At 73.9% G+C, this 20,559-nt stretch carries 20 protein-coding genes; 6 read left to right on the top strand and 14 right to left on the bottom strand.

Features of this window, described 5'->3' with window-relative positions; all coding sequences use genetic code 11:
• Window positions 1-269: 269 nt before the first annotated feature.
• Entirely contained in the window at window positions 270-854 is a 585-nt protein-coding gene (locus ABZ565_RS10675) for a TetR/AcrR family transcriptional regulator (protein WP_361023279.1), read from the bottom strand.
• Between the two features lie 140 nt (window positions 855-994).
• Window positions 995-3,439, bottom strand: a complete 2,445-nt coding sequence (locus ABZ565_RS10670) for a helicase C-terminal domain-containing protein (protein WP_361023276.1) — start codon at window positions 3,437-3,439, stop codon at window positions 995-997.
• Between the two features lie 85 nt (window positions 3,440-3,524).
• Here ABZ565_RS10670 and ABZ565_RS10665 point away from each other — a divergent pair, with 85 nt between their 5' ends.
• Entirely contained in the window at window positions 3,525-4,631 is a 1,107-nt protein-coding gene (locus ABZ565_RS10665; RefSeq protein WP_361023273.1) for a hypothetical protein, read from the top strand.
• Between the two features lie 238 nt (window positions 4,632-4,869).
• Complete coding sequence (locus ABZ565_RS10660) at window positions 4,870-5,496, top strand: HAD family hydrolase (RefSeq protein WP_361023270.1); 627 nt, start codon at window positions 4,870-4,872, stop codon at window positions 5,494-5,496.
• Here ABZ565_RS10660 and ABZ565_RS10655 read toward each other — a convergent pair.
• The 7 genes from ABZ565_RS10655 to ABZ565_RS10625 all read right to left on the bottom strand — a co-directional run bounded on the left by ABZ565_RS10655 (window position 5,444) and on the right by ABZ565_RS10625 (window position 10,242).
• Window positions 5,444-6,232 carry a glycosyltransferase gene (locus ABZ565_RS10655; RefSeq protein WP_361023267.1) on the bottom strand — a complete coding sequence of 263 codons (789 nt, stop codon included), beginning with the start codon at window positions 6,230-6,232 and terminating at the stop codon, window positions 5,444-5,446. The genes ABZ565_RS10660 and ABZ565_RS10655 overlap by 53 nt on opposite strands.
• Before the next feature lie 63 nt (window positions 6,233-6,295).
• Window positions 6,296-7,726 carry a DUF6177 family protein gene (locus tag ABZ565_RS10650; protein ID WP_361023264.1) on the bottom strand — a complete coding sequence of 477 codons (1,431 nt, stop codon included), beginning with the start codon at window positions 7,724-7,726 and terminating at the stop codon, window positions 6,296-6,298.
• 36 nt (window positions 7,727-7,762) lie between these two features.
• Window positions 7,763-8,101, bottom strand: a complete 339-nt coding sequence (locus tag ABZ565_RS10645; RefSeq protein ID WP_361023261.1) for a hypothetical protein — start codon at window positions 8,099-8,101, stop codon at window positions 7,763-7,765.
• A gap of 101 nt (window positions 8,102-8,202) precedes the next feature.
• Window positions 8,203-8,865: a hypothetical protein gene (locus ABZ565_RS10640; protein ID WP_361023258.1), complete on the bottom strand. Its 663-nt coding sequence runs from the start codon at window positions 8,863-8,865 to the stop codon at window positions 8,203-8,205.
• Entirely contained in the window at window positions 8,853-9,509 is a 657-nt protein-coding gene (locus ABZ565_RS10635) for a hypothetical protein (protein ID WP_361023255.1), read from the bottom strand. Before ABZ565_RS10635 ends, ABZ565_RS10640 begins: the two co-directional genes overlap by 13 nt.
• A 5-nt stretch (window positions 9,510-9,514) precedes the next feature.
• Entirely contained in the window at window positions 9,515-9,913 is a 399-nt protein-coding gene (locus ABZ565_RS10630) for a DUF6507 family protein (protein ID WP_361023252.1), read from the bottom strand.
• Window positions 9,914-10,014: 101 nt separating this feature from the next.
• The gene (locus ABZ565_RS10625) at window positions 10,015-10,242 is read right to left on the bottom strand and encodes a hypothetical protein (protein WP_361023249.1); all 228 of its coding nucleotides are present in this window, start codon (window positions 10,240-10,242) and stop codon (window positions 10,015-10,017) included.
• A gap of 201 nt (window positions 10,243-10,443) precedes the next feature.
• On the opposite strand from ABZ565_RS10625, the gene ABZ565_RS10620 reads away from it, so the two are divergent.
• Complete coding sequence (locus ABZ565_RS10620; protein WP_018101528.1) at window positions 10,444-10,827, top strand: cold-shock protein; 384 nt, start codon at window positions 10,444-10,446, stop codon at window positions 10,825-10,827.
• 51 nt (window positions 10,828-10,878) lie between these two features.
• On the opposite strand, the gene ABZ565_RS10615 is transcribed toward ABZ565_RS10620, so the two are convergent.
• From ABZ565_RS10615 to ABZ565_RS10595, 5 genes are all read right to left on the bottom strand, one after another.
• The gene (locus tag ABZ565_RS10615; RefSeq protein ID WP_361023245.1) at window positions 10,879-11,139 is read right to left on the bottom strand and encodes a hypothetical protein; all 261 of its coding nucleotides are present in this window, start codon (window positions 11,137-11,139) and stop codon (window positions 10,879-10,881) included.
• Between the two features lie 104 nt (window positions 11,140-11,243).
• Window positions 11,244-12,107 (bottom strand): 1,4-dihydroxy-6-naphthoate synthase, encoded by an 864-nt coding sequence (locus ABZ565_RS10610; RefSeq protein WP_361023242.1) that lies wholly within the window; start codon window positions 12,105-12,107, stop codon window positions 11,244-11,246.
• Entirely contained in the window at window positions 12,082-12,786 is a 705-nt protein-coding gene (locus ABZ565_RS10605) for a futalosine hydrolase (protein ID WP_361023239.1), read from the bottom strand. The genes ABZ565_RS10610 and ABZ565_RS10605 overlap by 26 nt, the downstream gene beginning before the upstream one ends.
• Before the next feature lies 1 nt (window position 12,787).
• Entirely contained in the window at window positions 12,788-13,282 is a 495-nt protein-coding gene (locus tag ABZ565_RS10600) for a DUF2771 domain-containing protein (RefSeq protein ID WP_361023236.1), read from the bottom strand.
• A gap of 27 nt (window positions 13,283-13,309) precedes the next feature.
• Complete coding sequence (locus ABZ565_RS10595) at window positions 13,310-14,731, bottom strand: MFS transporter (RefSeq protein ID WP_361023233.1); 1,422 nt, start codon at window positions 14,729-14,731, stop codon at window positions 13,310-13,312.
• 411 nt (window positions 14,732-15,142) lie between these two features.
• On the opposite strand from ABZ565_RS10595, the gene ABZ565_RS10590 reads away from it, so the two are divergent.
• The 3 genes from ABZ565_RS10590 (at window position 15,143) to ABZ565_RS10580 (ending at window position 20,555) form a co-directional block, all read left to right on the top strand.
• Window positions 15,143-16,051, top strand: a complete 909-nt coding sequence (locus tag ABZ565_RS10590) for a DUF3027 domain-containing protein (RefSeq protein ID WP_361023230.1) — start codon at window positions 15,143-15,145, stop codon at window positions 16,049-16,051.
• 365 nt (window positions 16,052-16,416) lie between these two features.
• Window positions 16,417-19,602 carry a molecular chaperone Hsp90 gene (locus tag ABZ565_RS10585; protein ID WP_361023228.1) on the top strand — a complete coding sequence of 1,062 codons (3,186 nt, stop codon included), beginning with the start codon at window positions 16,417-16,419 and terminating at the stop codon, window positions 19,600-19,602.
• 212 nt (window positions 19,603-19,814) lie between these two features.
• A complete protein-coding gene (locus ABZ565_RS10580) occupies window positions 19,815-20,555 on the top strand; it encodes a calcium-binding protein (protein WP_361023225.1) in 741 nt (246 codons plus the stop codon).
• The last annotated feature ends 4 nt before the right edge of the window (window positions 20,556-20,559 follow it).

Below are 20,559 nucleotides of genomic sequence, written 5' to 3'. Positions count from 1 at the left end.
ACTCCCTTGAGGTGATGGATTACCCGGTGCGGTGGTGCAGAAGGGCGACGGCTGCGAGAGCGCCCTGTAGCGGCCAGGGACCAGGCATCGCTGCCGAGCGTGAGCAGGATCGCGAAGGTCAGTCCGTAGGCGGCGCCGAGCAGGATCACGTCCGCGCGGTGGCGACGCGGGCAGTGCCTGGGGCGGGCATGCCTTCCTCCTGATATTTGACCGATCGGTTCATTATTTGGGCATGCGGAAGCGGGTCCGGTGGATCCGGCGGGCGCGGGTCAGTCCAGGAGGGTCAGGGCCTGTTCGGCCGCGTCCCGTACCCGGTCGGGATCGATCGACGCCTTGCCGACGATCCGTACCCCCTGGAGCAGGACGAGCAGCATGCGGGCCAGCGCACGCGGATCGCGCTCCTCGGGCAGCTCGCCCTGGGCCCGGGCCCGTACGAGCGCGGAGTGCAGCATGGTCTCGACGTGCTCCCAGCTGATCTCCACTCGGCGGGCCGCCGCCGGGTCGTGCGGCGCCAGCTCGGCCGCGGTATTGGTGACGAAACAGCCGTTCAGCCGGCCCTCCGGGGAGATGGCCTCCGCGGCGAAGCGGCGCACCACCGCCCGCACCGCGGGCAGTGCGGGGCCCGGCTGGGACAGCTCGGCCAGGAGCGCCGGGTCGCGCGCCTCGGCGTACCGGTCCAGGGCTTTCAGGTACAGCTCGTGCTTGCTGCCGAAGGTCGCGTAGATGCTGGCGCGGCCGATGCCGAGGTGCTCGACGAGATCCGTCAATGACGTCGCTTCGTAGCCGCGCCGCCAGAACAGCTCAAGGGCCGACTGCAACGCGGCGTCCGGATCGAATTCCTTGGTCCTGGCCACATCGAAGACCATAAGGCGTTCTGGAACGATCGGTCAAAAAAATCGCGCATCGCGGCGGGACCTGGCATGCCGTCGCAGGAGAGCTGGGGAATCGTTCGGCGAGAACGGGCGACGGCCATGCCTCGCGGGCCCCAGCCGCCCTACTCCGCCAGCTCCGCCACGCCCGTGATGCGGTGCAGCGGGTACGTGCGGATCTCGTCCGCCGTGTGGTCGTACGCCGTGACGTAGCCGCCCTCCACGCGGACCGGGGCGATCACGCGCTGGCTGGCGGTGCCCTCCGCGTTGACGTAGCCGATCCAGACCGCGGAGCCGGTCATCGCGGCGGCCTGGACGGTGACCAGGGTCTCCGCCGCGGTGGTGCGCGGGAGGGCACCGGGCGGTGCGGCGAGCCCGGTGTCCGGCTGGGCCTTCACCACCGTCGCCGCGTTGTCCCCGGCCCGGATCGCCCGGACCGCCGCGCCGAGCAGCGTGGTGTCCGGCACGGGCGGGCCCTCGGGGACGGGGGCGGGCGCGGAGCGGGGCGGGGTGCGGTGGGCGCCGGCCCGGGTGATCAGGACGTCGCCGTCGGCGGACTCCGCGGCGGGGGCGTACCCCATCTCGCGCAGCCCGTCGAGCAGGGACGCCGGGTCGGCCCGCGCCGCCAGCACCGTCGGCGCGATCCGGCGCAGCCGCAGCGCGGCGGACCGCTTGTCGGCCAGGATCTCGCCGAGCACGGCCTCGTCGTCGCAGCGCACGTACGAGGACGCGGCGCCGATCCGGAGGTGCCCGTGGCGGCGGGCCACGTCGTCGATGAGGTAGCTCAGCGGCTGCGGCACCGGCGTCCGGCTGTGCGTGGCGAGGAAGGCGTGCAGGTCGGCGGCGGTCTGCCCGGCGTCCAGGGCGCGGCGGACCGACCCGGGCGTGAAGCGGTACACCGTCGCCCCGCCCTTGGACTCGACGTCGGCGAGCGTGCCGAGCATGTCGGCCAGCGGGCGTTCCAGCGGGCCGGGCGCGACGGCCGTCAGGTCGGCCTGGAGCAGGACGTGGTCCAAGGGCTCCGGCAGCAGCGGGGCGAGCAGGCCGGCGGCCTTGGCGGGCCCCTCGCCGAGCAGGGCGCGGGTCTGGGCGGCGAGCGCGCCGCGCCCGGTGATGCCCAAGAGCTCCGACTCGTTCAGCGTCCACAGGGCGATCCGGGACCGCAGATCCGTGGTCCCCTCGGTGGCGGCGGCCCCGCGCAGCGGGCGCTCCCAGCGGAGCCGGGCGAGCACGGACTCGGGGTCGGGCGCGGTGCCGGCCGGCAGCGCGTCGAGCAGGGCGAGGACCCGGTGGCGTACCTCGGGCGCGGCGGAACGGTCCAGGTCCGGGCCGAGCGCGGACAGCGCCCGCCCCTTCGCGTCCTGGCCGCCGACCAGGCCGGAGGTCCGGGTGGCGGTGAGCCAGGCCGTCGCGAGGGAGACCCAGCGCTCCTGCGCGGGGAGCTCCAGCCACTCGTCGGACGCCGGCGTCGGCGCGTACCGCTCGTCGGCCTCGCCGTCGGAGGCCAGCAGCCCGGCCGCGTACGCGAGCTCCACCCAGAACGCGGCGACCGGTTCCTGGACGTCCAGCGCGGCGGCCGTCTTCCGCAGCTCCCGGACGCTCAGCCCGCCGGAGCGCAGCACGGCCGGGCCGCCGCCGTTCCAGTGCTTCAGCAGCTCCTCGACGGTGGACACCGCCAGGAACGCCTGGCCGGCCGCCGCGCTGTCCACAGCCTGTGGATCGCGTTCGGCGACGGCGGTCACGACCGGCGGCCGGGGCTCCGGCGTCCGGTGGGCGCGCCCGGCCCGCAGATGCAGCGCCGCCTCGCGCGGCAGCACGACGGTCCGGGTCGAGACGGGCAGCAGCAGCCCCCGGTCGCGCAGCCACCTCACGGGCGGCGTCGGGTTGGGTGTGACCTCCCCGTACGGCGGCCCCCACACGAGCCGGTCCAGGACCGCCAGGGCCTCCATGGGCGCGGTGTCCAGCAGCTCGCCCATCCGGGCGCGGTCGGTGAACAGCCCGGTCAGGGCGGCCACCGCGGACACCGGGTCGTGCGTGGCGGGCAGCCCGGCGGCGGCCAGGATCTCCTGGAGCCGGCCGGGGGACATCCCCGCGGTGGCCTCGGCGACGGTCGGCCCGAGACCGGTGGGGGAGGGGTGCTGCGGCGACGGCGACAACAGCTCCCGCGCCGTGCGGACGAGCCGGAGCCGGTCGTCCTCGCCCCACACGAGTGCCTGCTCGCGGAGGGTCCCGACCGCGCCGGGCAGCGCCGCGACGATCGCGGCGCCCACGTCGTCGCGCTGCTCGCCGTCGTCCTGCCCGTCACCGGTCAGCAGTCCGAGCAGCGTCTCGTACGGTGCCGGGTCCGGCGCGACCGCCAGGGCCTCGGCGGCCTGGAGGGCGAACCGGTCCAGGTGTTCCAGGGCGCGCACGACGGACGCACGGGTGCCCGCGCGCGTGGCGAGCTGCGTGATGTCGCCCGGCACGGGGGAGAGGAGATCGGGCCGTGCCCGCAGCAGCCCGGCCAGTGACTCGTCGTCCCGGGCGCGCAGGGCCTCGGCGAGCGTCCGCGGTGGTGTGGTCGTCCCCATCCGCCCCACGGTAGCCGCTCCGGACAGCCCTGAGGGCGCTACCGTCGGTGCAGGCCGGTGGCGGGGAACCGAGGGGAAGCGACGCGTGGGGATCGAGAGCGACCAGCTCGTCTACGACTACCTGAGCCGGGTCGGCGACCTGGCCCAGCAGCAGCAGTTGCCGTCCGGCGCCCGGATGAGGCTGGTGGCGGAGCTCCGGACGGAGATCGACCGCCGGCGCACGGCCCAGCGGGCGCACACCCCCGGCCAGGTGCGCCGCATCATCGGCACCCTGGGCTCCCCCGACGAACTGGTCGCGGCAGCGGCCCGGTCGGGGGCGTCGGAGACGCCGGACCCCCCGGAAATCCCCGAACCGCGCCGCGCGAGTCTTCCCGGCGGGGGGCGGCGGGGGGCGGACGCGGATGCGGCGGGGCCGCGCGGGGACGCGTCGACGGCGCGTCGGGCGGACGGGGACGCTTCGGCCTCGCGGCGAGCGGGCAAGGGTGCCTTCTCCCGGCGCCGGGCGGACCGGGACGCCGAGGCCCCGGACGCCTCCGCCCCGCATCGGTTGGGGATGGACGAGCTCGGCCCGGACGCCGGTGACGGCGACTGGTGGCGGGACGAACCCGGGCCGTTCGGTGAGACCGGGCCCGGGGCGTTCGGGGAGTTCGGGCCGGGGACGGAGGTGCCGGGGTTCCGGGGCGGCGTCGAGATTCCGGCGCTGCTGCGGCCGCCGGAGGCGGAGGAGGAGCCGGACGAGGAGGCGGAGGACGAGGCAGCGGAAGAGGAGGAGGAGCCCGAAGCGACTCCGGAACCGCCGCGCCGCCGGTTCCGCCGAGCCCGCCCGGTCCCGGCGGCCGCCGAGGCGGCCCCCCGCCGGGGCTTCGGCCACCCCGTGCTGCTGCTGGCGGCGGCGCTCCTCGTGGTGGGCGCGGTGATGGGCTCCCTGCTCGCCCTCGCGGGCGGCTGGCTGCTCGCGTACAGCTCCCGCAAACTGTCCCGCGCGGAGGCGAAGTGGGCCGCGATGGGCCTCCCCGGCGCGGTCGCGGCGGCCGCCCTCGTCTGGCTCTGGGGCCGGATGGACGGCCGCTGGGGCACGCCGATCCCGGAACACGGCATGAAGGACGCGCTGGGCGACGTATGGCCGGTCACGGTACGCACGGCGGCGGTGGCGTCAGCCCTGTTCCTGGTGTGGCGCGCGAGGCGACGGTGACCAGCGGCTTTGCCCCCACCACGGGCGCCCCGCGCCACCCAGCCGGGCGCGCCGCTCGAGCCCGTCCGGCGATCGAGGACGGAACCGCGCGCTTCCTGGACGCCCCGCGCCCACCCAAGCCGGACCGGCGATCGAGGGCGGACCCCGCGCCCGGCCCCCGGCGCACACGAACACCGGTCGCCCCGGCGCGCCCGAAGCCCCACGCCCGGCCGGAGGCCTGCCCGGCACAATGGACGGTATGACCCCCTCACCCCTCACGGTCGGCTTCGACCTGGACATGACGCTCATCGACTCCCGCCCCGGCATCAAGGCCGTCTACGAGGCCCTCGTCGCCGAGACGGGCACCCCGATCGACACCGATCTGGTGGTGAGCCGCCTCGGCCCCCCGTTGGAGGACGAGCTCGCGAACTGGTTTCCCGCCGCCGACGTGCCCGCCGTGGCGAACCGTTACCGGGCCATGTACCCCACGTACGCCATCGAGCCGACCCTCGCCATGCCCGGCGCCCTGGAGGCGATCGAGGCGATACGGGAGCGCGGCGGCCGCACGATGGTCGTCACCGCCAAGTACGAGCCGAACGCCAAGCTGCACCTGGCCCACCTCGGCATCGAGCCGGACGTCCTCGTGGGCAACCTCTGGGCGGAGCAGAAGGCGGTCGCGCTGAAGGAGCACGGCGCCACGGTCTACGTCGGCGACCACATCGGCGACGTCCGCGGCGCCCAGGCCGCGAACGCCGTCCCGGTGGGCGTCGCGACGGGCCCCTGCGATGCGGAGGAACTGCGTACGGCCGGAGCGGACACCGTCCTCGCCTCGCTCACCGAACTCCCCGCCTGGCTCGACGCGTACACGAAGCGCACCGCGCGCTAACGCGCCCCGAACAGCTCCCGGAACGCCCTGGCCCGCTCCCCGATGATCCGCATGCGCGCGTCTCACTCGGGCCCCGCGCGTGGGCGGGATCGGTGGTGATCTGGCCGTCGTGCTTCCGGTAGAGGAGCCCCACCTCGGCGGTGAACCAGCCCGGGCTGAAGGCGTCGAGCCCGAGCAGCAGCCCGGTGTCGCCCGAGGCCGGCAGCGCGGTCCACCCGCCGAGGGCGACGATGAGCTGCCGGCGTACGCACAGCGTGGCCGGGTGGACCTGCGGCCGGTGGTGCTGCTCCCAGTGCGCGAGGACGTCGCCGGGCTCGACCGGCCCCTCCGCCGGGTCCGGGAAGCCGACCCGGCTGCCGTCCGGCATGAGGTCCAGCACGGCCGAGGTGACCCACCCGGCCTCGGGCCGCTCGGCCAGCACCCGGATGTCCCGGGCCAGGGCCCCGTCGGTCAGCAGATCGTCGGCGTCCAGCGTCTTGATCAGTTCCCCGTACGACCGTCCGAGTGCCACGGTCCGCGAGACGTGGGGCCCACCCTGCCGGGAGGAGGAGATCCTGATCCGGGGATCGTCCGGCAGGAACTCCTCCGCCCCGACCCCCGCCCCGTCCTCCTGTATCAGCCACTCCCACTCCCACCCGCCGGGAAGCACCTGCGCCACGAGGGAGTCGTAGGTCTCCCGCAGATACCCGAGCCCGGCCCGGTGGACGGGGGTGATGATGGACAGGAGCTTGGTCATGAGCGGCCTTCCGGGCAGAGGAACAACATGCCCACGGCAGCGAAGCACAGCCCCGACACCCCGTCAAAAGCCTTCCGCCAGACCTGACTCGGTGGGCCGGGCGACGCGTCTCAGGCGTACCTGCATCTCCCGCAGCCGTTCCCAGCCGGACGGGTCGCAGCCGTCCCCCAGCGCGTAGTGCAGACCCGGCCCGGCGGCCGGTCCGAGGCGCATCGGCACGGTGCCGGCGAGGGCCGTGCCCATGAGGTCGAGGCCGGCGACGGCATCGGGCCCCAGTGTGAAGGAGACGGGCGCCGAAGGTGGTTGGTAGCGGGCCGGAGTGCTCAGGTCGGCCCGGGCGGACCGCAGTTGGACGACCATGGACGCGAGACCGTGCCCGGTGCACAGGGACGCCGCGAGGTCCGGCACGAGATCCAGCGGCACGTCGTGGCCGGGCCCGTAGCCGAGGACGATCGTCGTGCGCTCCTCGATGCCGGCAGCGGTGTGCGACACCCGCACGGCAGCGATCGAGGGGCAGTCGGAGCCGCCGACTGCGACCACCCAGGTCGGCAAGGCCTGCCGGGCGCGCCCGCGGGCCAGTTCGGTCAGTTGCCGAGGCGACCAGGGCACGTTGACAGGCTCGGCGGTGGACCACCCGGCGGGCGGCGCACCTGTGAGCGTGCGCCAGGCCCGTTCCAGGGCGCCGCCGAGGGTGAGACGGTCGTCGGGCGGGTGAATCGTACGGAGGGAGAGGATCAGCTGCCGCTCCCCCTCGGGCCCGGCAGGCTGCCGGAACGCGTCCGCGATCCGGGGCGTGCCGTTGTCGGTGGTGGCGGGGGCGAAGCGCCCGTCGTGCCAGTCGAGTACAGCCCCGGAGAGGCCGTCGTAGTAGCCGCACTCCGGGTCCCGGACGACCCAGCGCGAGGGCACCCCATCGAGCAGGGTGTGGACGGGGAAGGTGAGCCGGGTGCCGGGCGGAGTGACGAGCTGCAGTTCACGCCCGGTGCGTACGGCGTTACGGGCGACGTCGGTCAGCCATGTGGTCGCGGCCACGACGGGGCGTCCCTGGATGACGACGGCCGCCCTCGCGGTGAGCACGTCGACGCCTGGGGGAGCCGTATCACCGCTGAGCCCCGCGAGGCCGGGGACCACCTCGGTGCGACCGGCCCCCGGCGGCCAGACGGAGCCCCCGAGCACCGCGGCCAGCCGCCCCGCGACGGACTCCGTGAGCCGCGCGGCCTCCATTGCCGCACTGGACGCCCGCGCCTCCGTCCACCACACGGGCGACTCGTCCCAGACACCCTTGCCGAGCGACCTCTGCACTTCGCCGGGGACTTGGAGATACCGGGGCGCTTCGAGCGAGACCAGCGTCTGCCCGGAGTCCGCGCACAGTCGCACGACGGCCCCGTCCCCGGCCTCGTCCACCCGCAGATCGGGGCCGCCCGCGTGCAGCCCGGCCAGCAGCGCCTTCGGGCCGGGCATCCGGGGGGTGAGGGCAATGACGTCCTGGGTCATGCTGCTCCGTCAGGTGAGGATGGTGAGCGATGCGGGTCAGTACCGGCCGGACAACTCCTCCAGGGCGTCCAGGGACGACGCTTCCGCGGGAGCGTCCTGGGCGATGACACCGGCCTCCGGCCGTCCCGGGCGCCGGATCCCATGCAGAGCCGCGAGCGGGGTGAGCCCGTTCCGACGGGCCTCCCTGAGGGCCGTCAGCCACGCTGCCCCGGCGTCGAATGCCGCTTCGCCGGCTGCGGTACGGGGCACGTACCCGGCGGCGGAATCGTCGACGGCCGCCCGGACGAAGCCCAGGGTCCGGCCGTCCCGCCGCACCGTGAGGTACCGGACCGGGCCTTCGGCGATCTGCGGTCCAGACCCGCAAGTCGGCTTCACAATCCCGCCGCCGTATGCGTCGCACTGCTCGCGGAGAGTTCCCGTACCCACTCGCCGACTGGAGCAGAGGTGATCATGCCGGCTGTCCTTCCCGGGGTCTGTCAGAGCTTGTCGGTCACGTCGAGGCCCATGCCGTTCTCATCCGCGTCATCGGTGGAGATGCCATAGCCGACGGCATGGCCGAAATACGTTGGCTCGCCTGTCTCGGGCTTCACGCCGAAATGCGATGTGATCTCCTGCAGCGCGCCCGCCAGTCGGGGAGCGTTGCGCCTGTGCACCTGGGGGTGAGGGCGTCCGGAGAAGTCGAACCAGCACCAGATGTCGTGGTGGACGGACACTTCGACAGAGATGCCGGCGCTGTCGGGTGTCAGCCAGATAGTGACGAGTTCGGGTTCTCTGCGTGCGTTTCCTTCAGCGTCGAACCACGTCCCAGGCCCCCTGATGTACATGTTTCCGATGAAGGCGTCCGGGAATCCGGACGGACGGCTCCCGAGCACTCGCTCCGTGACCTCGGGGTCCCCGAGGGGCGTCACGGGTACGGACAGTTTGCTTGTCAGCCCCGTGGGCCCCGAACCTGGGGCGTACCACGCCTGCTCTACTGACGTCGCCTCCAGCAACGCGTGGGCACGGAGGATCTCGGCGCACCTCTCCGCGGCGGTCAGCGTCGCGGCGATCACATCGCGCTCCGCTCCGTCCGGCGTGATCTCTTCGAGATCCCAATACCAGGCGCCGACGTGTTTGGGGGCCCGCTTCAGGGTGGACATGCGCATTCCTTACGGGAAGATCGACCCATCGGGCGGCGTCGAGATCTTCGCCAGACCCACATCGTTGTGGTCCTTGTCGTCGAACTCGGCATCCGTGCGAGCAGGTCCTCGGACGGGCCGTACGTACGGGGGCCGTGGGAGCCGTCGTCGGCGGTCCAGCGGGGCCTGGACATGGCCGGGCTGATCGCCTCGATCGTGTTCGCGGCTTTGCGTTCGGCCTCGTGGAAGCCGTCCTGTGCCGTGGCCACGTCGTCCATGAGGGCCTGGTGCTCGTCGAGCTTCTTCTGGTCCTCGGTCCAGTCGTCGTCGCCCTCGACGCCGTGGACGAAGTCGATCGCGTCCAGCTTCAGCTGCTTGAGCCGGTCCGCGTGCGGCTTGGCCTCGTGGATGAAGGTGTCCAGGGCGTCGGCCAGCGACTCGATGTCCGTGGCGAACTCCTCCGCCGTGTCCATCACCGGCTGGGTGGAGGAGAACAGCCGGTCTGCCTCGGGCGCCTTGTAGTAACCGGCCGTCGCCTGGAAGCGGGAGTGGACGTCCTTGCCGCTGGTACGGATGCCGACGGCGTGCGTACGGAGACTGGACGCGGCCTTCTCCAACTGGGCGAAGTCGCCGGTGCACTGCGGGATGCCGCCGGGCTGGATCACGGCGGCTACTTCCCGTCCCGCTCGCCGGACGGTTTCCCGGCCGCCCTGAGCTCGGCGGGAGTGGGGGCCTTGGCCGCCTCGCGCTGGGCCCGGGCCGCCATGGCGAGGTCGCCCTCGATGTACTCGGTGGTCGCCTTGACCGTGCCGTCCATCGACTTCTTGGCGCGGGCCGCCATGAACGTGATCTTGTGCTGGGTGTCGGACACGAAGTTGACGACGGCGGCGCCCACCGGACCCGAGGGCGCCTCACCGCAGTAGGGCCCGCTGATCGTCCCCGCGGACACCGCCGCGTCCTCGACGCTCCTGCCGTAGCCCCGGACGTCTTTGCTCAAGTCCTTGGCTGCACGTCCGACCAGGGACAGGATCGACTCCACCCCGCCCGGATCGATGTCCCATCCCGTCATGTCGCCCCCCGGCACGGCTCTGTAAGGAGCTTCATCTCTACCAAGGGGAACGTTGCAAGTGCAACGCATTTCTGGCCAAAGGCCGGCCTACGGTCCCGGTGCTACCGCTCTGTCCGCGACCCCGCCCGCGCCGAGCGGATGACGCCCGCCGCGGCGATCAGGAAGCCGATGCCCATCAGCATGCAGAGGGACCAGGCGATGGACGGCAGCGGATGGGTGCCGAGGAAGAGCGGGGCCATGGTGGCGAGGGTGGAGAGGGCGCCGATGAAGAAGACGATCGCGCCGATCCGGACCAGCCGGTCGCCCGCGCCGGAAGATGAGGTACTCACCCCCTCAGGGTAGTTCCCGGACGCCGCGGAACCGTGTCCGGGTGAAGCAGGTGCCGTTTCCGGACACAGTCCGGATGACCAGGCTTGACGAGGGGTACTTCCCCTGTGGAGGCTTCAGCCAGCAGGGGAGCACGACCACAGGACGGCCTGACCTGCTGAGGGCATTCGTTCCGGCATACGGGTTGAGATGGGGTGCGTGCTTTGCCGACTGGCAAGGTCAAGTGGTTCAACAGCGAGAAGGGCTTCGGCTTCCTCTCCCGCGACGACGGCAGCGACGTCTTCGTGCACTCGTCCGTGCTCCCGGCCGGGGTCGACGCTCTCAAGCCCGGTCAGCGCGTCGAATTCGGTGTGGTCGCCGGCCAGCGCGGTGACCAGGCGCTCTCCGTGTCGATCCTCGACCCGACCCCGTCCGTCGCGGCCGCCCAGCGCCGCAAGCCGGACGAGCTGGCGTCGATCGTCCAGGACCTGACGACCGTCCTGGAGAACATCACCCCGATGCTGGAGCGCGGCCGCTACCCCGACAAGGCGGCGGGCGCCAAGATCGCCGGCCTGCTGAGAGCGGTCGCGGACCAGCTCGACGTGTAGCCGCGACGCAGCGTGCGGTGGGCGTCCCCGGCCGGGGACGCCCCCAGCGCACTAGTTGCCGGGCGCTGTCGGCGGCATTCCCTCGGCCGGGACCCCCTCCTCGATGACGGCGAAGGACGCGTCGACCTCGCACTCCTCCGGGGTCTTGTCGGCAGGGACCGCGCACTCCGACGGGTCGATCGCGGGCTTGCTCCGGGTCGCCTGCCCGGTCTCCGAGGACGGCGGGCCGTCCGAAGAGGCCGAGCAGGCGGTCGAGCCCAGCAGCGTGAGCAGGACGACGGCCGCGAAGGCCGCGGCGGTGCGGGTACGCATGGAAACCCCCCAGGGTGCATGTACCGGCGGCGGACTCGCCGGCCGGTCAACCATGTCACCGCGCATCCCCTTTGTGGCGTGGGGAATGTGAAGGAAGCGCCCTCTCAGACGAAGGACAGCGCGTCCGGGGCCAGCGGCGGGACCAGGCCCTCGGCCGCCGCGCGGGTCAGGAGGCCGCGGACCGCCGCGTAGCCGTCCTCGCCCAGGTCCGCGGTGAACTCGTTCACGTACAGGCCGATGTGCTGGTCCGCGACGGACGGGTCCATTTCCTGGGCGTGGGCGAGGACGTACGGGCGGGAGGTCTCCGGGTCGTCCCACGCCATCCGGACCGAGGCACGGGCCGACTCGGCAAGCAGCTTCAGCGTGTCCGCGCCCAGCGAGCGCTTGGCGATGATCGCGCCGAGCGGGATCGGCAGGCCGGTGGTGTCCTCCCAGTGCCGGCCCATGTCGGCCAGGTTGTGCAGGCCGTAGTTCTGGTACGTGAAGCGCGCCTCGTGGATGACCAGACCGGCGTCCACCTTGCCGTCCCGGACGGCGGGCATGATCTCGTCGAACGGCATGACGACGATCTCGCCCACCCCGCCCGGCACCACGTCGGCCGCCCAGAGGCGGAAGAGGAGGTACGCCGTCGAGCGCTCGCTCGGTACGGCGACGGTCTTCCCGGTCAGGTCGGTGCCCGCCTCGCGGGTGAGGACGAGCGGGCCGCAGCCCCGGCCCAGCGCGCCGCCGCACGGCAGCAGGGCGTACTCCTCCAGGACCCAGGGCAGCACCGCGTACGACACCTTGAGCACGTCCAGCTCGCCGCGCTCGGCCATGCCGTTGGTGATGTCGATGTCCGCGAACGTGACGTCCAGCGCCGGCGCGCCGGGGACCCTGCCGTGTGCCCAGGCGTCGAAGACGAACGTGTCGTTCGGGCAGGGCGAGAAGGCGATGCGCAGCGTGTCAGTCCGCGGAGTCGTCTCGGTCATGGCGGGTCCAGCCTTCCAGTACGGGTATGAGCTTCCCGAACGCCTCGGTCAGCGCGGTCAGCGCGTCGCCGATGCGCCAGGCGTCGCGGTCGCGCGGGCCGACGGTGTTCGACACGGCCCTGATCTCCAGGACCGGCGCGCCGGCCAGGTTCGCCGCCTCCGCGACCCCGAAGCCCTCCATGGCCTCGGCGACGGCGTCCGGGTGGGCGGCCAGCAGTGCGGCGGTGCGGTCCGCCGTGCCGGTGACGGTGGAGACGGTGAGGATGCCGCCGGAGCGGGCGCCCGTCGCGGCAGTGGCTTCCCGGACCAGCGCGGGCGGCGGCACGAACCGGTCGCGGCCGAAACCGAGCGCCGTCACCGGCAGGAAGCCGTCCGGCGTGTCCGCGCCCAGATCGGCGGCCACGATCGCGTCGGCCACGACCAGCGAGCCCAGCGGCGCTCCCGGCGCGAATCCGCCCCCGATGCCCGCCGAGATCACCAGGCCGTAGCGGTCGGCCGCCAGCGCGAACGCCGTCGACGCCGCCGCGGCGGCCGGGCCCGCGCCCCCGGCGAGCACGTCCAGCGGGCCGGCGCGGTGGATCTCCGCGCCGCGGATCCGGTGGACCGCCGGCTCGTCCCCGTACGCACGCGTGACCGCGTCCCGTTCCACCGGGACCGCGGTCACGACGAGTACACGCACGTCAGTCGGTCTTCTCCAGCTTGAAGTGCCAGATGCCGATCACCTTCGCGCCCTTGGTCTCCACGATGCTGATCTGCGTGTTCTTCGGGGCGGCGGCCTCGCCGGTCTGGCTGCTCTGGCTGGAGAAGAAGGCGGCGCCCGGGAAGGACCGGTAGGTCTTCTTGGACGGCTCCGGCTCGCCGCGCTGGCCCTCGACGAAGAGGGTCCAGCCGTTGTCCGCGATCTCCGGGTCGACGCCGAAGTGGACCGTGTCGGTGGTCGAGACCTCGATGGTCTTCTCCGCCTTCTTGTTGAGGCACTTCTCGGCCTCGGAGTTCTTGAGGCCCTTGCCGTCGTTGTAGCAGGCGGCCTCGGCGCTCACCGAGTCGTCGCCGACCGTCACGGTGGCGAGCGGCGTCGGCTTGTCGCAGGCGGAGAGGACGAGGAGTCCCGCGGACACGGCACCAAGAGCGACGCCGATTCGACGGCCCTTACCGGAGAAGAACGCAACGGTCATGGGCCGAAGGCTATCGGTCGCTCCCGCTCACGCCACGCGGGGGTGCGGCGAGCCGCGCCGCGCGGCGCCCAGCAGCCCCCGTACGGAGGCGGAGGCGCCCAGTGCCAGGAGCCCGGCGGCGACGGACATGCCCAGTACGCCGTTGAGGGGGAGGGCGATGCCGATCGCGCCGCCCACCACCCAGGCCATCTGGAGCGCCGTCTCGGAGCGGGCGAACGCCGACGTCCGCACCTCCTCCGGCACATCCCGCTGGATCATCGCGTCCAGCGACAGCTTCGACAGCGCCTGCGTCAGGCCCGCCGTCGCGGCGAGCGCGGCGACCATGACCGTGGAGAAGAACACGGCCGCCAGGACCGCCACGCCCAGGGCCAGGCCCAGCACCGACGCGACGATGATCTCCGGGCCGCGCGCCCGCAGCCAGGAGCCCACCGCCGTGCCCAGCGCGTTGCCCACGCCCGCCGCCACACCGACGATGCCCAGCGAGATCGCGGCGCTCTGCCCGGAAAGGGGGTGCTCGCGCAGCAGGAACGCCAGGAAGAAGATCAGGAACCCGGAGAGCGCCCGGTGCGCCGCGTTGGCCTGGAGGCCGTGCAGCACGGACGGGCCGACCGACCGCAGCCCCGGCCGCCGCTCGCGGCCGGACTTGGTCCCGGTCTTTCCGGTCCTGTTTCCGGGCTTCGCGGGGGACGGCCGCGGCTCGCTCCCGCCGTGCGGCGGTACGAGCTGCGCCCGGCTCTCCCCCTTCGCCGAGTCCACCTTCGGCGGCAGCGTGAACGCCAGGATCCCGCCACCGACGAAGATCGCGCACGCGCCGTACAGCGGCCACTGCGGGCCGATCGTCTGGAGCCCCGCCCCGACCGGCGCGGCGGCCCCGGTGGCCAGCAGCCCGGCGAGGGTCACCCGCGAGTTGGCCTTCACCAGCGAGAACTTCGGTGGCAGCAGGCGCGGTACGACGGCGCTGCGCACCACTCCGTACGCCTTCGAGCAGACCAGGACGCCGAGCGCCGCCGGGTACAGCTCCAGGTCGCCGGTCGCGACCGCGCCGGACATGGTCAGCGCCAGCACCGCCCGCGCCAGCATCGAACCGGCCATCGCGGCCCGGCGCCCGTGCGGCAGGCGGTCCAGGAGCGGGCCGATGACCGGGGCCAGCAGGATGAACGGCGCCATCGTCACCGCGAGGTACAGCGCGACCCGGCCGCGCGCCTGGTCCGTCGGTACGGAGAAGAAGACGGTGGACGCGAGCGCGACGGTGATCATCACATCGCCCGCGCCGTTCACCGCGTGCAGTTCGATCAGCTTGCCGAGGCCGCTCTCGCCGGCGCCGTGCGCGTGGGTCGCCCTGCGGATGCCCCGGGCGGTGCCGGTGAAGGGGACGCGCAGGGCATGACCGATCGACCGGCCCGCACTGCGGAGCGGGCCGGGTCCGTCGTGCGACCTGGCAGAAGCCACTTGGTCATAGTGCCCCAGGACCGGGTGATGCGAACCGGCATCCTGGCGGGACGCGGTCGGGACCGCCCCGTCGGGTCAGCGCCGGGCCGGGTCGCGGGGTGCGGTGCGGGGCGGGGAACGGTCGTGCGCGGGCGCCGGTCCGGGGTGCGGATACGGCGGCGTTTCGGACGGCAGGTGGGCGGGGAGCGGCGGAGAGGGTAGCGTGCGTAGCGCGCCACCGGCGGTTGTTCTCGGCCGCGCGCCTCTCGGCGATCCCGCAGAATGGATCGTGGAAGGCGTGCCCGAGCTCGGCTCAACGGGCGTGGACGTCGACGCGGCCCCCAGGTCCGCTCCGTCCGCGACCGTATGGCCGAATCGATGGTCGATGTGCTGGCGCGCTCGTGAGACTGGCGTAGGAGAGAAGCGAGACCTGTGAGTGCTGCGACGACGCGAGGCCGTACGGCCCGTACCGCCCGTACCCCCGCTCCCGACCGTCTGTGCGCCGAGGCGGTAGACCTCGCCCGCGCGGCGGCGGAGGAGGCGGCCGCGCCGGGGATCGTGGGTGAGCATGTGGCGGTGGTCTCCGAGGGGGACCGGGTCGTCACGCACTACTTCGAGTGCGAGGACCCCGGCTACCGGGGCTGGCGCTGGGCCGTGACGGTCGCCCGGGCCTCCCGCGCGAAGAACGTCACGCTGGACGAGACCGTGCTGCTGCCGGGCAGCGACGCGCTGCTCGCGCCGGAGTGGGTGCCGTGGAGCGAGCGGCTGCGGCCGGGCGACATGGGGCCGGGCGACCTGCTGCCGACCGAGGCGGACGACCTGCGGCTCGAGCCCGGGTACACCGGCGCGGACGAGGCCCCGCCGAACTCGGCGGTCGCCGCGGTCACCGGTGAGCTGGCCGACGTCGTCGACGTGGAGGACGCGGAGCTGACGACGCGCCCGGGGCCGCCGCGGCGCGGGTCGATCGCGGCGGTGGCGGAAGAGCTGGGCATGCGGCGGGCGCGGGTGCTGTCCCGGTACGGGCTGCAGACGGCGGCGGACCGCTGGGACGAGGAGTTCGGCGCGAAGACTCCGATGGCGCAGGCCGCGCCGGCGTCGTGCGCGTCGTGCGCCTTCCTGATGCCGCTGGCGGGGTCGCTGCGGCAGGCGTTCGGCGTGTGCGCGAACGAGTTCGGTCCGGCGGACGGGCATGTGGTGTCGCTGTCGTACGGGTGCGGGGGGCACTCGGAGGCGGCGGTGATGCCGAAGCCGCCTGCGGCGGTGCCGCATGCGTTGGACACGGTGCGGGTGGATGAGTATCCGTTGCACGGTGAGCGGTCCTCGGACCCGGGCGACGCGTAGCCGGGCGGGCGCCCGGGCCCACGCGGGCCCGGGGTGCCCCGGCGAACCGGTTCCGTCCCCAATCGCCGGACGGGCTTGGTGTGGCCGGTGCCGCCCTTCGGGTGCGGCTGGGCACCCCCTTCGGGTGCGGCTGGGCACCGCCGGCCGGAGCCCCGCGGCCAACCCAGCCCGTCCGGCGATTGAGGACGGAACCCTGTACGTGGAGGGCCCGCGCGTCGCGGGAATCCAGCCCGTCCGGCGATTGAGGACGGAACCCTTGCGGTGGGGGACGCGCACCCCGGGGGGCGGGGAGTCGGAGGGCCCGGGCAGTACCCGGTAGCTTCGCGGGGTACGCGTTACCGGCAACCGGCAGAGGGAGTACGCGCGTGAGCACTATCGCGACGGAGGGCGACCCGTTCGGCACCGCGCGGCTGCGGCGTGGCGTGCTCGCCGCCTGGGGCGCGGGTCCGGCCCGGTTCCGGGAGGACGCCAACGCCGAGGAGGACCTCGCGCTCGGCGGCTACCGCGACCGCCTCGTGGTCGAGCTGGCCCAGAACGCCGCCGACGCCGCCGCCCGCGCCGGAGTCCCCGGCCGCCTGAGGCTCACCCTGCACCCGGCAGGGCACGGCACCCCCGCCGTCCTCGCCGCCGCGAACACCGGCGCACCCCTGGACGCCACCGGCGTCGAGTCGCTGTCCACGCTGCGCGCGTCCGCGAAGCGCGAGGGGCACGAGGGTGCCGTGGGCCGGTTCGGCGTCGGGTTCGCCGCCGTGCTCGCGGTGAGCGACGAGCCGGCGGTCACCGGCCGGCACGGCGGCGTCCGCTGGTCCCTCGCGGAGGCCCGCGAACTCGCCCGGGAGGCCGCCGTCGGCAGCCCCGGCCTGGGCGACGAGCTGCGCCGCCGCGACGGCCACGTACCGCTGCTGCGCCTCCCGCTCCCCGCCGAGGGCACCGCGCCCGACGGCTACGACACCGTCGTCGTGCTCCCCCTGCGCGACGGCGTCGCCGAGGACCTGGTCCAACGGCTGCTGGCCGCCGTGGACGACGCCCTGCTGCTCACGCTCACCGGCCTGGAAGAGGTGACCGTGGAGACCCCGGAGGGCGTACGCACCCTCCGCCGCTCCCAGCACGGCCCGTACACGCACATCGAGGACTCCGCGCACGGCACGAACCGCTGGCGCACCGCCGTCCACCACGGCCCGGTCGAGCCCGCCCTGCTCGCCGACCGGCCGCTGGAGGAACGCCTCCGCCCGCACTGGTCGGTGACCTGGGCCGTTCCGGTGGACGAGGACGGCGCCCCGGTCCGCCCCCGTACCGCACCCGTCGTGCACGCGCCGACGCCCACCGACGAACCGCTCGGGCTGCCCGCGCTGCTCATCGCCTCGCTGCCGCTGGACACCACCCGCAGGCACCCCGCCCCCGGACCGCTCACCGACTTCCTGGTGCACCGCGCCGCCGACGCGTACGCGGAGCTGCTCGGCGACTGGGAGCCGGTGTCCGTCGCGACGATCGGCCTGGTGCCGGGCCCCCTCGGGCAGGGCGGCCTCGACGGCGCGCTGCGCGGCGCGATCCTGGAGCGGCTGCCGCGCGTGGCGTTCCTGGCGCCCGCCGCCCCGCGCGACCCGGCCGCCGAGCCGGAGCGCTGGGACGGCTGGGACGGGGACGAGGGCGTCCGCAAGGACACCGTCGGGCTGCGCCCGGTCGAGGCCGAGGTGGTGGAGGGCGCCGGAGCGCTGACGGTCGCCGTACTGGCCGAGGTGCTGCCGTGCCTGCTGCCGGCGGGTCTCGAACGGCGCGTCGAGCTGCGCACGCTCGGCGTCGCCCGCGTCCCGCTGACCGAGGCGATCGACCGCCTGGCCGGCCTGGAACGCGAACCCGCCTGGTGGCGCCGGCTCTACGACAGCCTGGCCGGGGTGGACCCGGACCGGCTGTCGGGGCTCCCGGTGCCCCTGGCGGGCGCCACCCCGGACGCGCCTCCCCGCACCACCATCGGCCCCCGCCAGGTCCTCCTCCCCCTGCCGGACGCCCTGTCCGGGACCGTTCTCGACCGCCTCGGCCGGCTCGGGCTCAAGGTCGCGCACCCGGACGCCGCGCACCCGCTCCTGGAGAAGCTGGGCGCCCTGCCCGCCACGCCGCGCGCCGTGCTGACGACCCCGCAGGTGCGGGCGGCCGTCGCCGGTTCGCTGGACGCGGGCGAGGTCTGGGACGAGGACGCGCTCGACGGCGACGAGCTGGCGGAGACCGTGCTCACCCTGGTCCGCGACGCCGCCCTGGAACCGGGCGAGGAGCCCTGGCTCGGCGCGCTCGCGCTGCCCGACGAGGACGGCGAACTCGCCCCCGCCGGGGAACTCGTGCTGCCGGACAGCCTGTTCGCCGGGGTCATGCGCGAGGGTGAACTCGCCCTGTGCGACCTGGAACTCGCCGAGCGCTGGGGCGAACAGCCGCTCACCGCCTGCGGGGTGCTCGCCACCTTCGCCCTCGTACGGGCCACCGATGTCGTCCTCGACCCGGACGAACTGGAGCCCCGCGACAGCGACTTCGCGGAGCCGGACGACGCCGGGCTGCTGGACGCGGTGGACGTGTGGTGCGAGGACATCCTCGACCAGCTCCCGGACGGCCCGGTGCCGCCGGTCGCCACCGAGCTGGTCGCCGTACGCGATCTGGACCTGGTGGACGACGACGCCTGGCCGCAGGCCCTCGCGCTGCTCGCCCGGCCGCCGCTGCGGGACGCGCTCACCCAGCCGGTCCGGGTGCTGCTCCCGGACGGCACCACGGAGTCCGTCCGCCCGTACACCGCGTGGTGGCTGCGCGGCCACCCGGTGCTCGGCGGCCGCCGCCCGGCGGGCCTGCGCGTCCACGGCGGCGACCCCCGGCTCGCGGGGCTGTACGACTCCGCCGACGCGACCGGCTTCGAGGACGCCGAGGTGCTGCGCGCCCTGGGCGTACGGACCTCGGTCGCCGCCCTCCTGGACGAGCCGGGCGGGGCCGCCGAGCTCCTGGGCCGGCTCGCCGACGAGGACCGCCCGGTCACCGCCGTCCACCTGCACGCGCTGTACACGGCGCTGTCCGCGCTCGACCCGGACCAGGTCACGCTGCCGGACGAGCTGCGGGCGGTCGTGGACGGCGAGGTGCGGGTGGTCGACGCGGCGGACGCGGTGATCGCGGACGCGCCGGACCTGCTTCCGCTCGCCGGAGGGCTGCCGCTGCTGCCCGTCGCCCCGGCGCACGCGGCGGAGCTGGCCGAGCTGTTCCAGGTGCGGCGGCTCGGCGAGAGCGTGGAGGCCGAGGTCACGAGCGACGGCGAGGAGCACGAGGTGCCCGAGTCCGTGCGCGTCCTGCTGGGGCCCGCCACGCCGGCCACGTACATCGAACACGGCGAACTCCGCGCGGGCGGCGTGGAACTGGACTGGCGCCGCACCCCCGACGGCGTGGTGCACGCCTCGACACTGGAGGGCGTCGCGGCGGGCCTGGCCTGGGCCTCCGGCCAGTGGCCCCGCCGCTTCGAGGTCGCGGCGCTCCTGGAGGACCCCTCCCGTACGGAGGAACTGGCCCGGGACCGCTGGTTCGACTGAGCGGTGGCTCCGGCCGCCGGGCCGGGGCCGTACACCCGTGGTCCATGCCCGTGGCACCTACACCGATATGGGCGGTCTTTGCAGAATCTTCAAATCCTGCACAACCCTTCACATCGTTCACCCGTCTGGTCTGTTGAGTCGTCCCGACTCGACCGACCAACGGCCCGTACGGTCCGCGTGCGGACCGGGCCCTTTCCCGCGGGGAAACACACATGCGCATGCGCACAACCGCCGCCGTCGCCGTCGGCACCCTGGCCCTGACCGCCCTCGCCGTGCCGGCCGCACAGGCCGACGGCGGTTACGGCGACACCGCCATCACCAAGGTCACGGTCAACGGCGGCAAGAACGTGGTCCTCGGTGTCAGCGAGGTCAAGAAGTTCACGGTCTCCGTGACCGCCAAGGACAACTCCGGCATCGCGGGCGCCGACATCAGCGTCCACGGGCCGGGCTTCGGCTACATGTCCAGCACGACCAAGTGCTCCGGCAGCACCTGCTCGGCGACGTTCGCCGTCGACCCGAAGGCCGACCTGCTGTACTCCAACGACTACGCCGGCACCTGGTACGTCGACGCGTGGGTGGACGCCGGGGACGGCGACTACGTCTGGAAGGAGAAGGCCGCCTCCTTCAAGTTCCAGCGTGCCTCGCGGCAGACCGTCAACGCCTCGCCCGAGCCGGTCAAGAAGGGCAAGACCATCACCGTCACCGGCTGGCTCTCGCGGGCCAACTGGGACGACTTCAAGTACCACGGCTACACCGGCCAGTCCGTGAAGCTGCAGTTCCGCAAGAAGGGCAGCAGCACCTACACCACGGTGAAGACCGTCAAGACGAACAACAAGGGCGACGCGAAGACCACCGTCAAGGCGTCGGCCGACGGCTACTGGCGCTACAGCTTCGCCGGTACGTCCACCACCCCGGCCGCCACCGCCACGGGTGACTACGTCGACGTGAAGTAGCCCG

This window comes from Streptomyces sp. NPDC016469 (assembly GCF_040632905.1).
Lineage (GTDB): Bacteria > Actinomycetota > Actinomycetes > Streptomycetales > Streptomycetaceae > Streptomyces.
The sequence above is the reverse complement of the archived record's forward strand: the minus strand, read 5'-3'. Positions and strand labels throughout refer to the sequence as shown.

Coding starts and splice junctions, on each gene's coding strand:
- ABZ565_RS10660 (WP_361023270.1), top strand. CDS start 4,870: ATGACCCCCTCACCCCTCACGGTCGGCTTCGACCTGGACATGACGCTC.
- ABZ565_RS10615 (WP_361023245.1), bottom strand. CDS start 11,139: ATGCGTACCCGCACCGCCGCGGCCTTCGCGGCCGTCGTCCTGCTCACG.
- ABZ565_RS10580 (WP_361023225.1), top strand. CDS start 19,815: ATGCGCATGCGCACAACCGCCGCCGTCGCCGTCGGCACCCTGGCCCTG.
- ABZ565_RS10630 (WP_361023252.1), bottom strand. CDS start 9,913: ATGACGGGATGGGACATCGATCCGGGCGGGGTGGAGTCGATCCTGTCC.
- ABZ565_RS10640 (WP_361023258.1), bottom strand. CDS start 8,865: ATGTCCACCCTGAAGCGGGCCCCCAAACACGTCGGCGCCTGGTATTGG.
- ABZ565_RS10670 (WP_361023276.1), bottom strand. CDS start 3,439: ATGGGGACGACCACACCACCGCGGACGCTCGCCGAGGCCCTGCGCGCC.
- ABZ565_RS10610 (WP_361023242.1), bottom strand. CDS start 12,107: ATGACCGAGACGACTCCGCGGACTGACACGCTGCGCATCGCCTTCTCG.
- ABZ565_RS10655 (WP_361023267.1), bottom strand. CDS start 6,232: ATGACCAAGCTCCTGTCCATCATCACCCCCGTCCACCGGGCCGGGCTC.
- ABZ565_RS10600 (WP_361023236.1), bottom strand. CDS start 13,282: ATGACCGTTGCGTTCTTCTCCGGTAAGGGCCGTCGAATCGGCGTCGCT.
- ABZ565_RS10650 (WP_361023264.1), bottom strand. CDS start 7,726: ATGACCCAGGACGTCATTGCCCTCACCCCCCGGATGCCCGGCCCGAAG.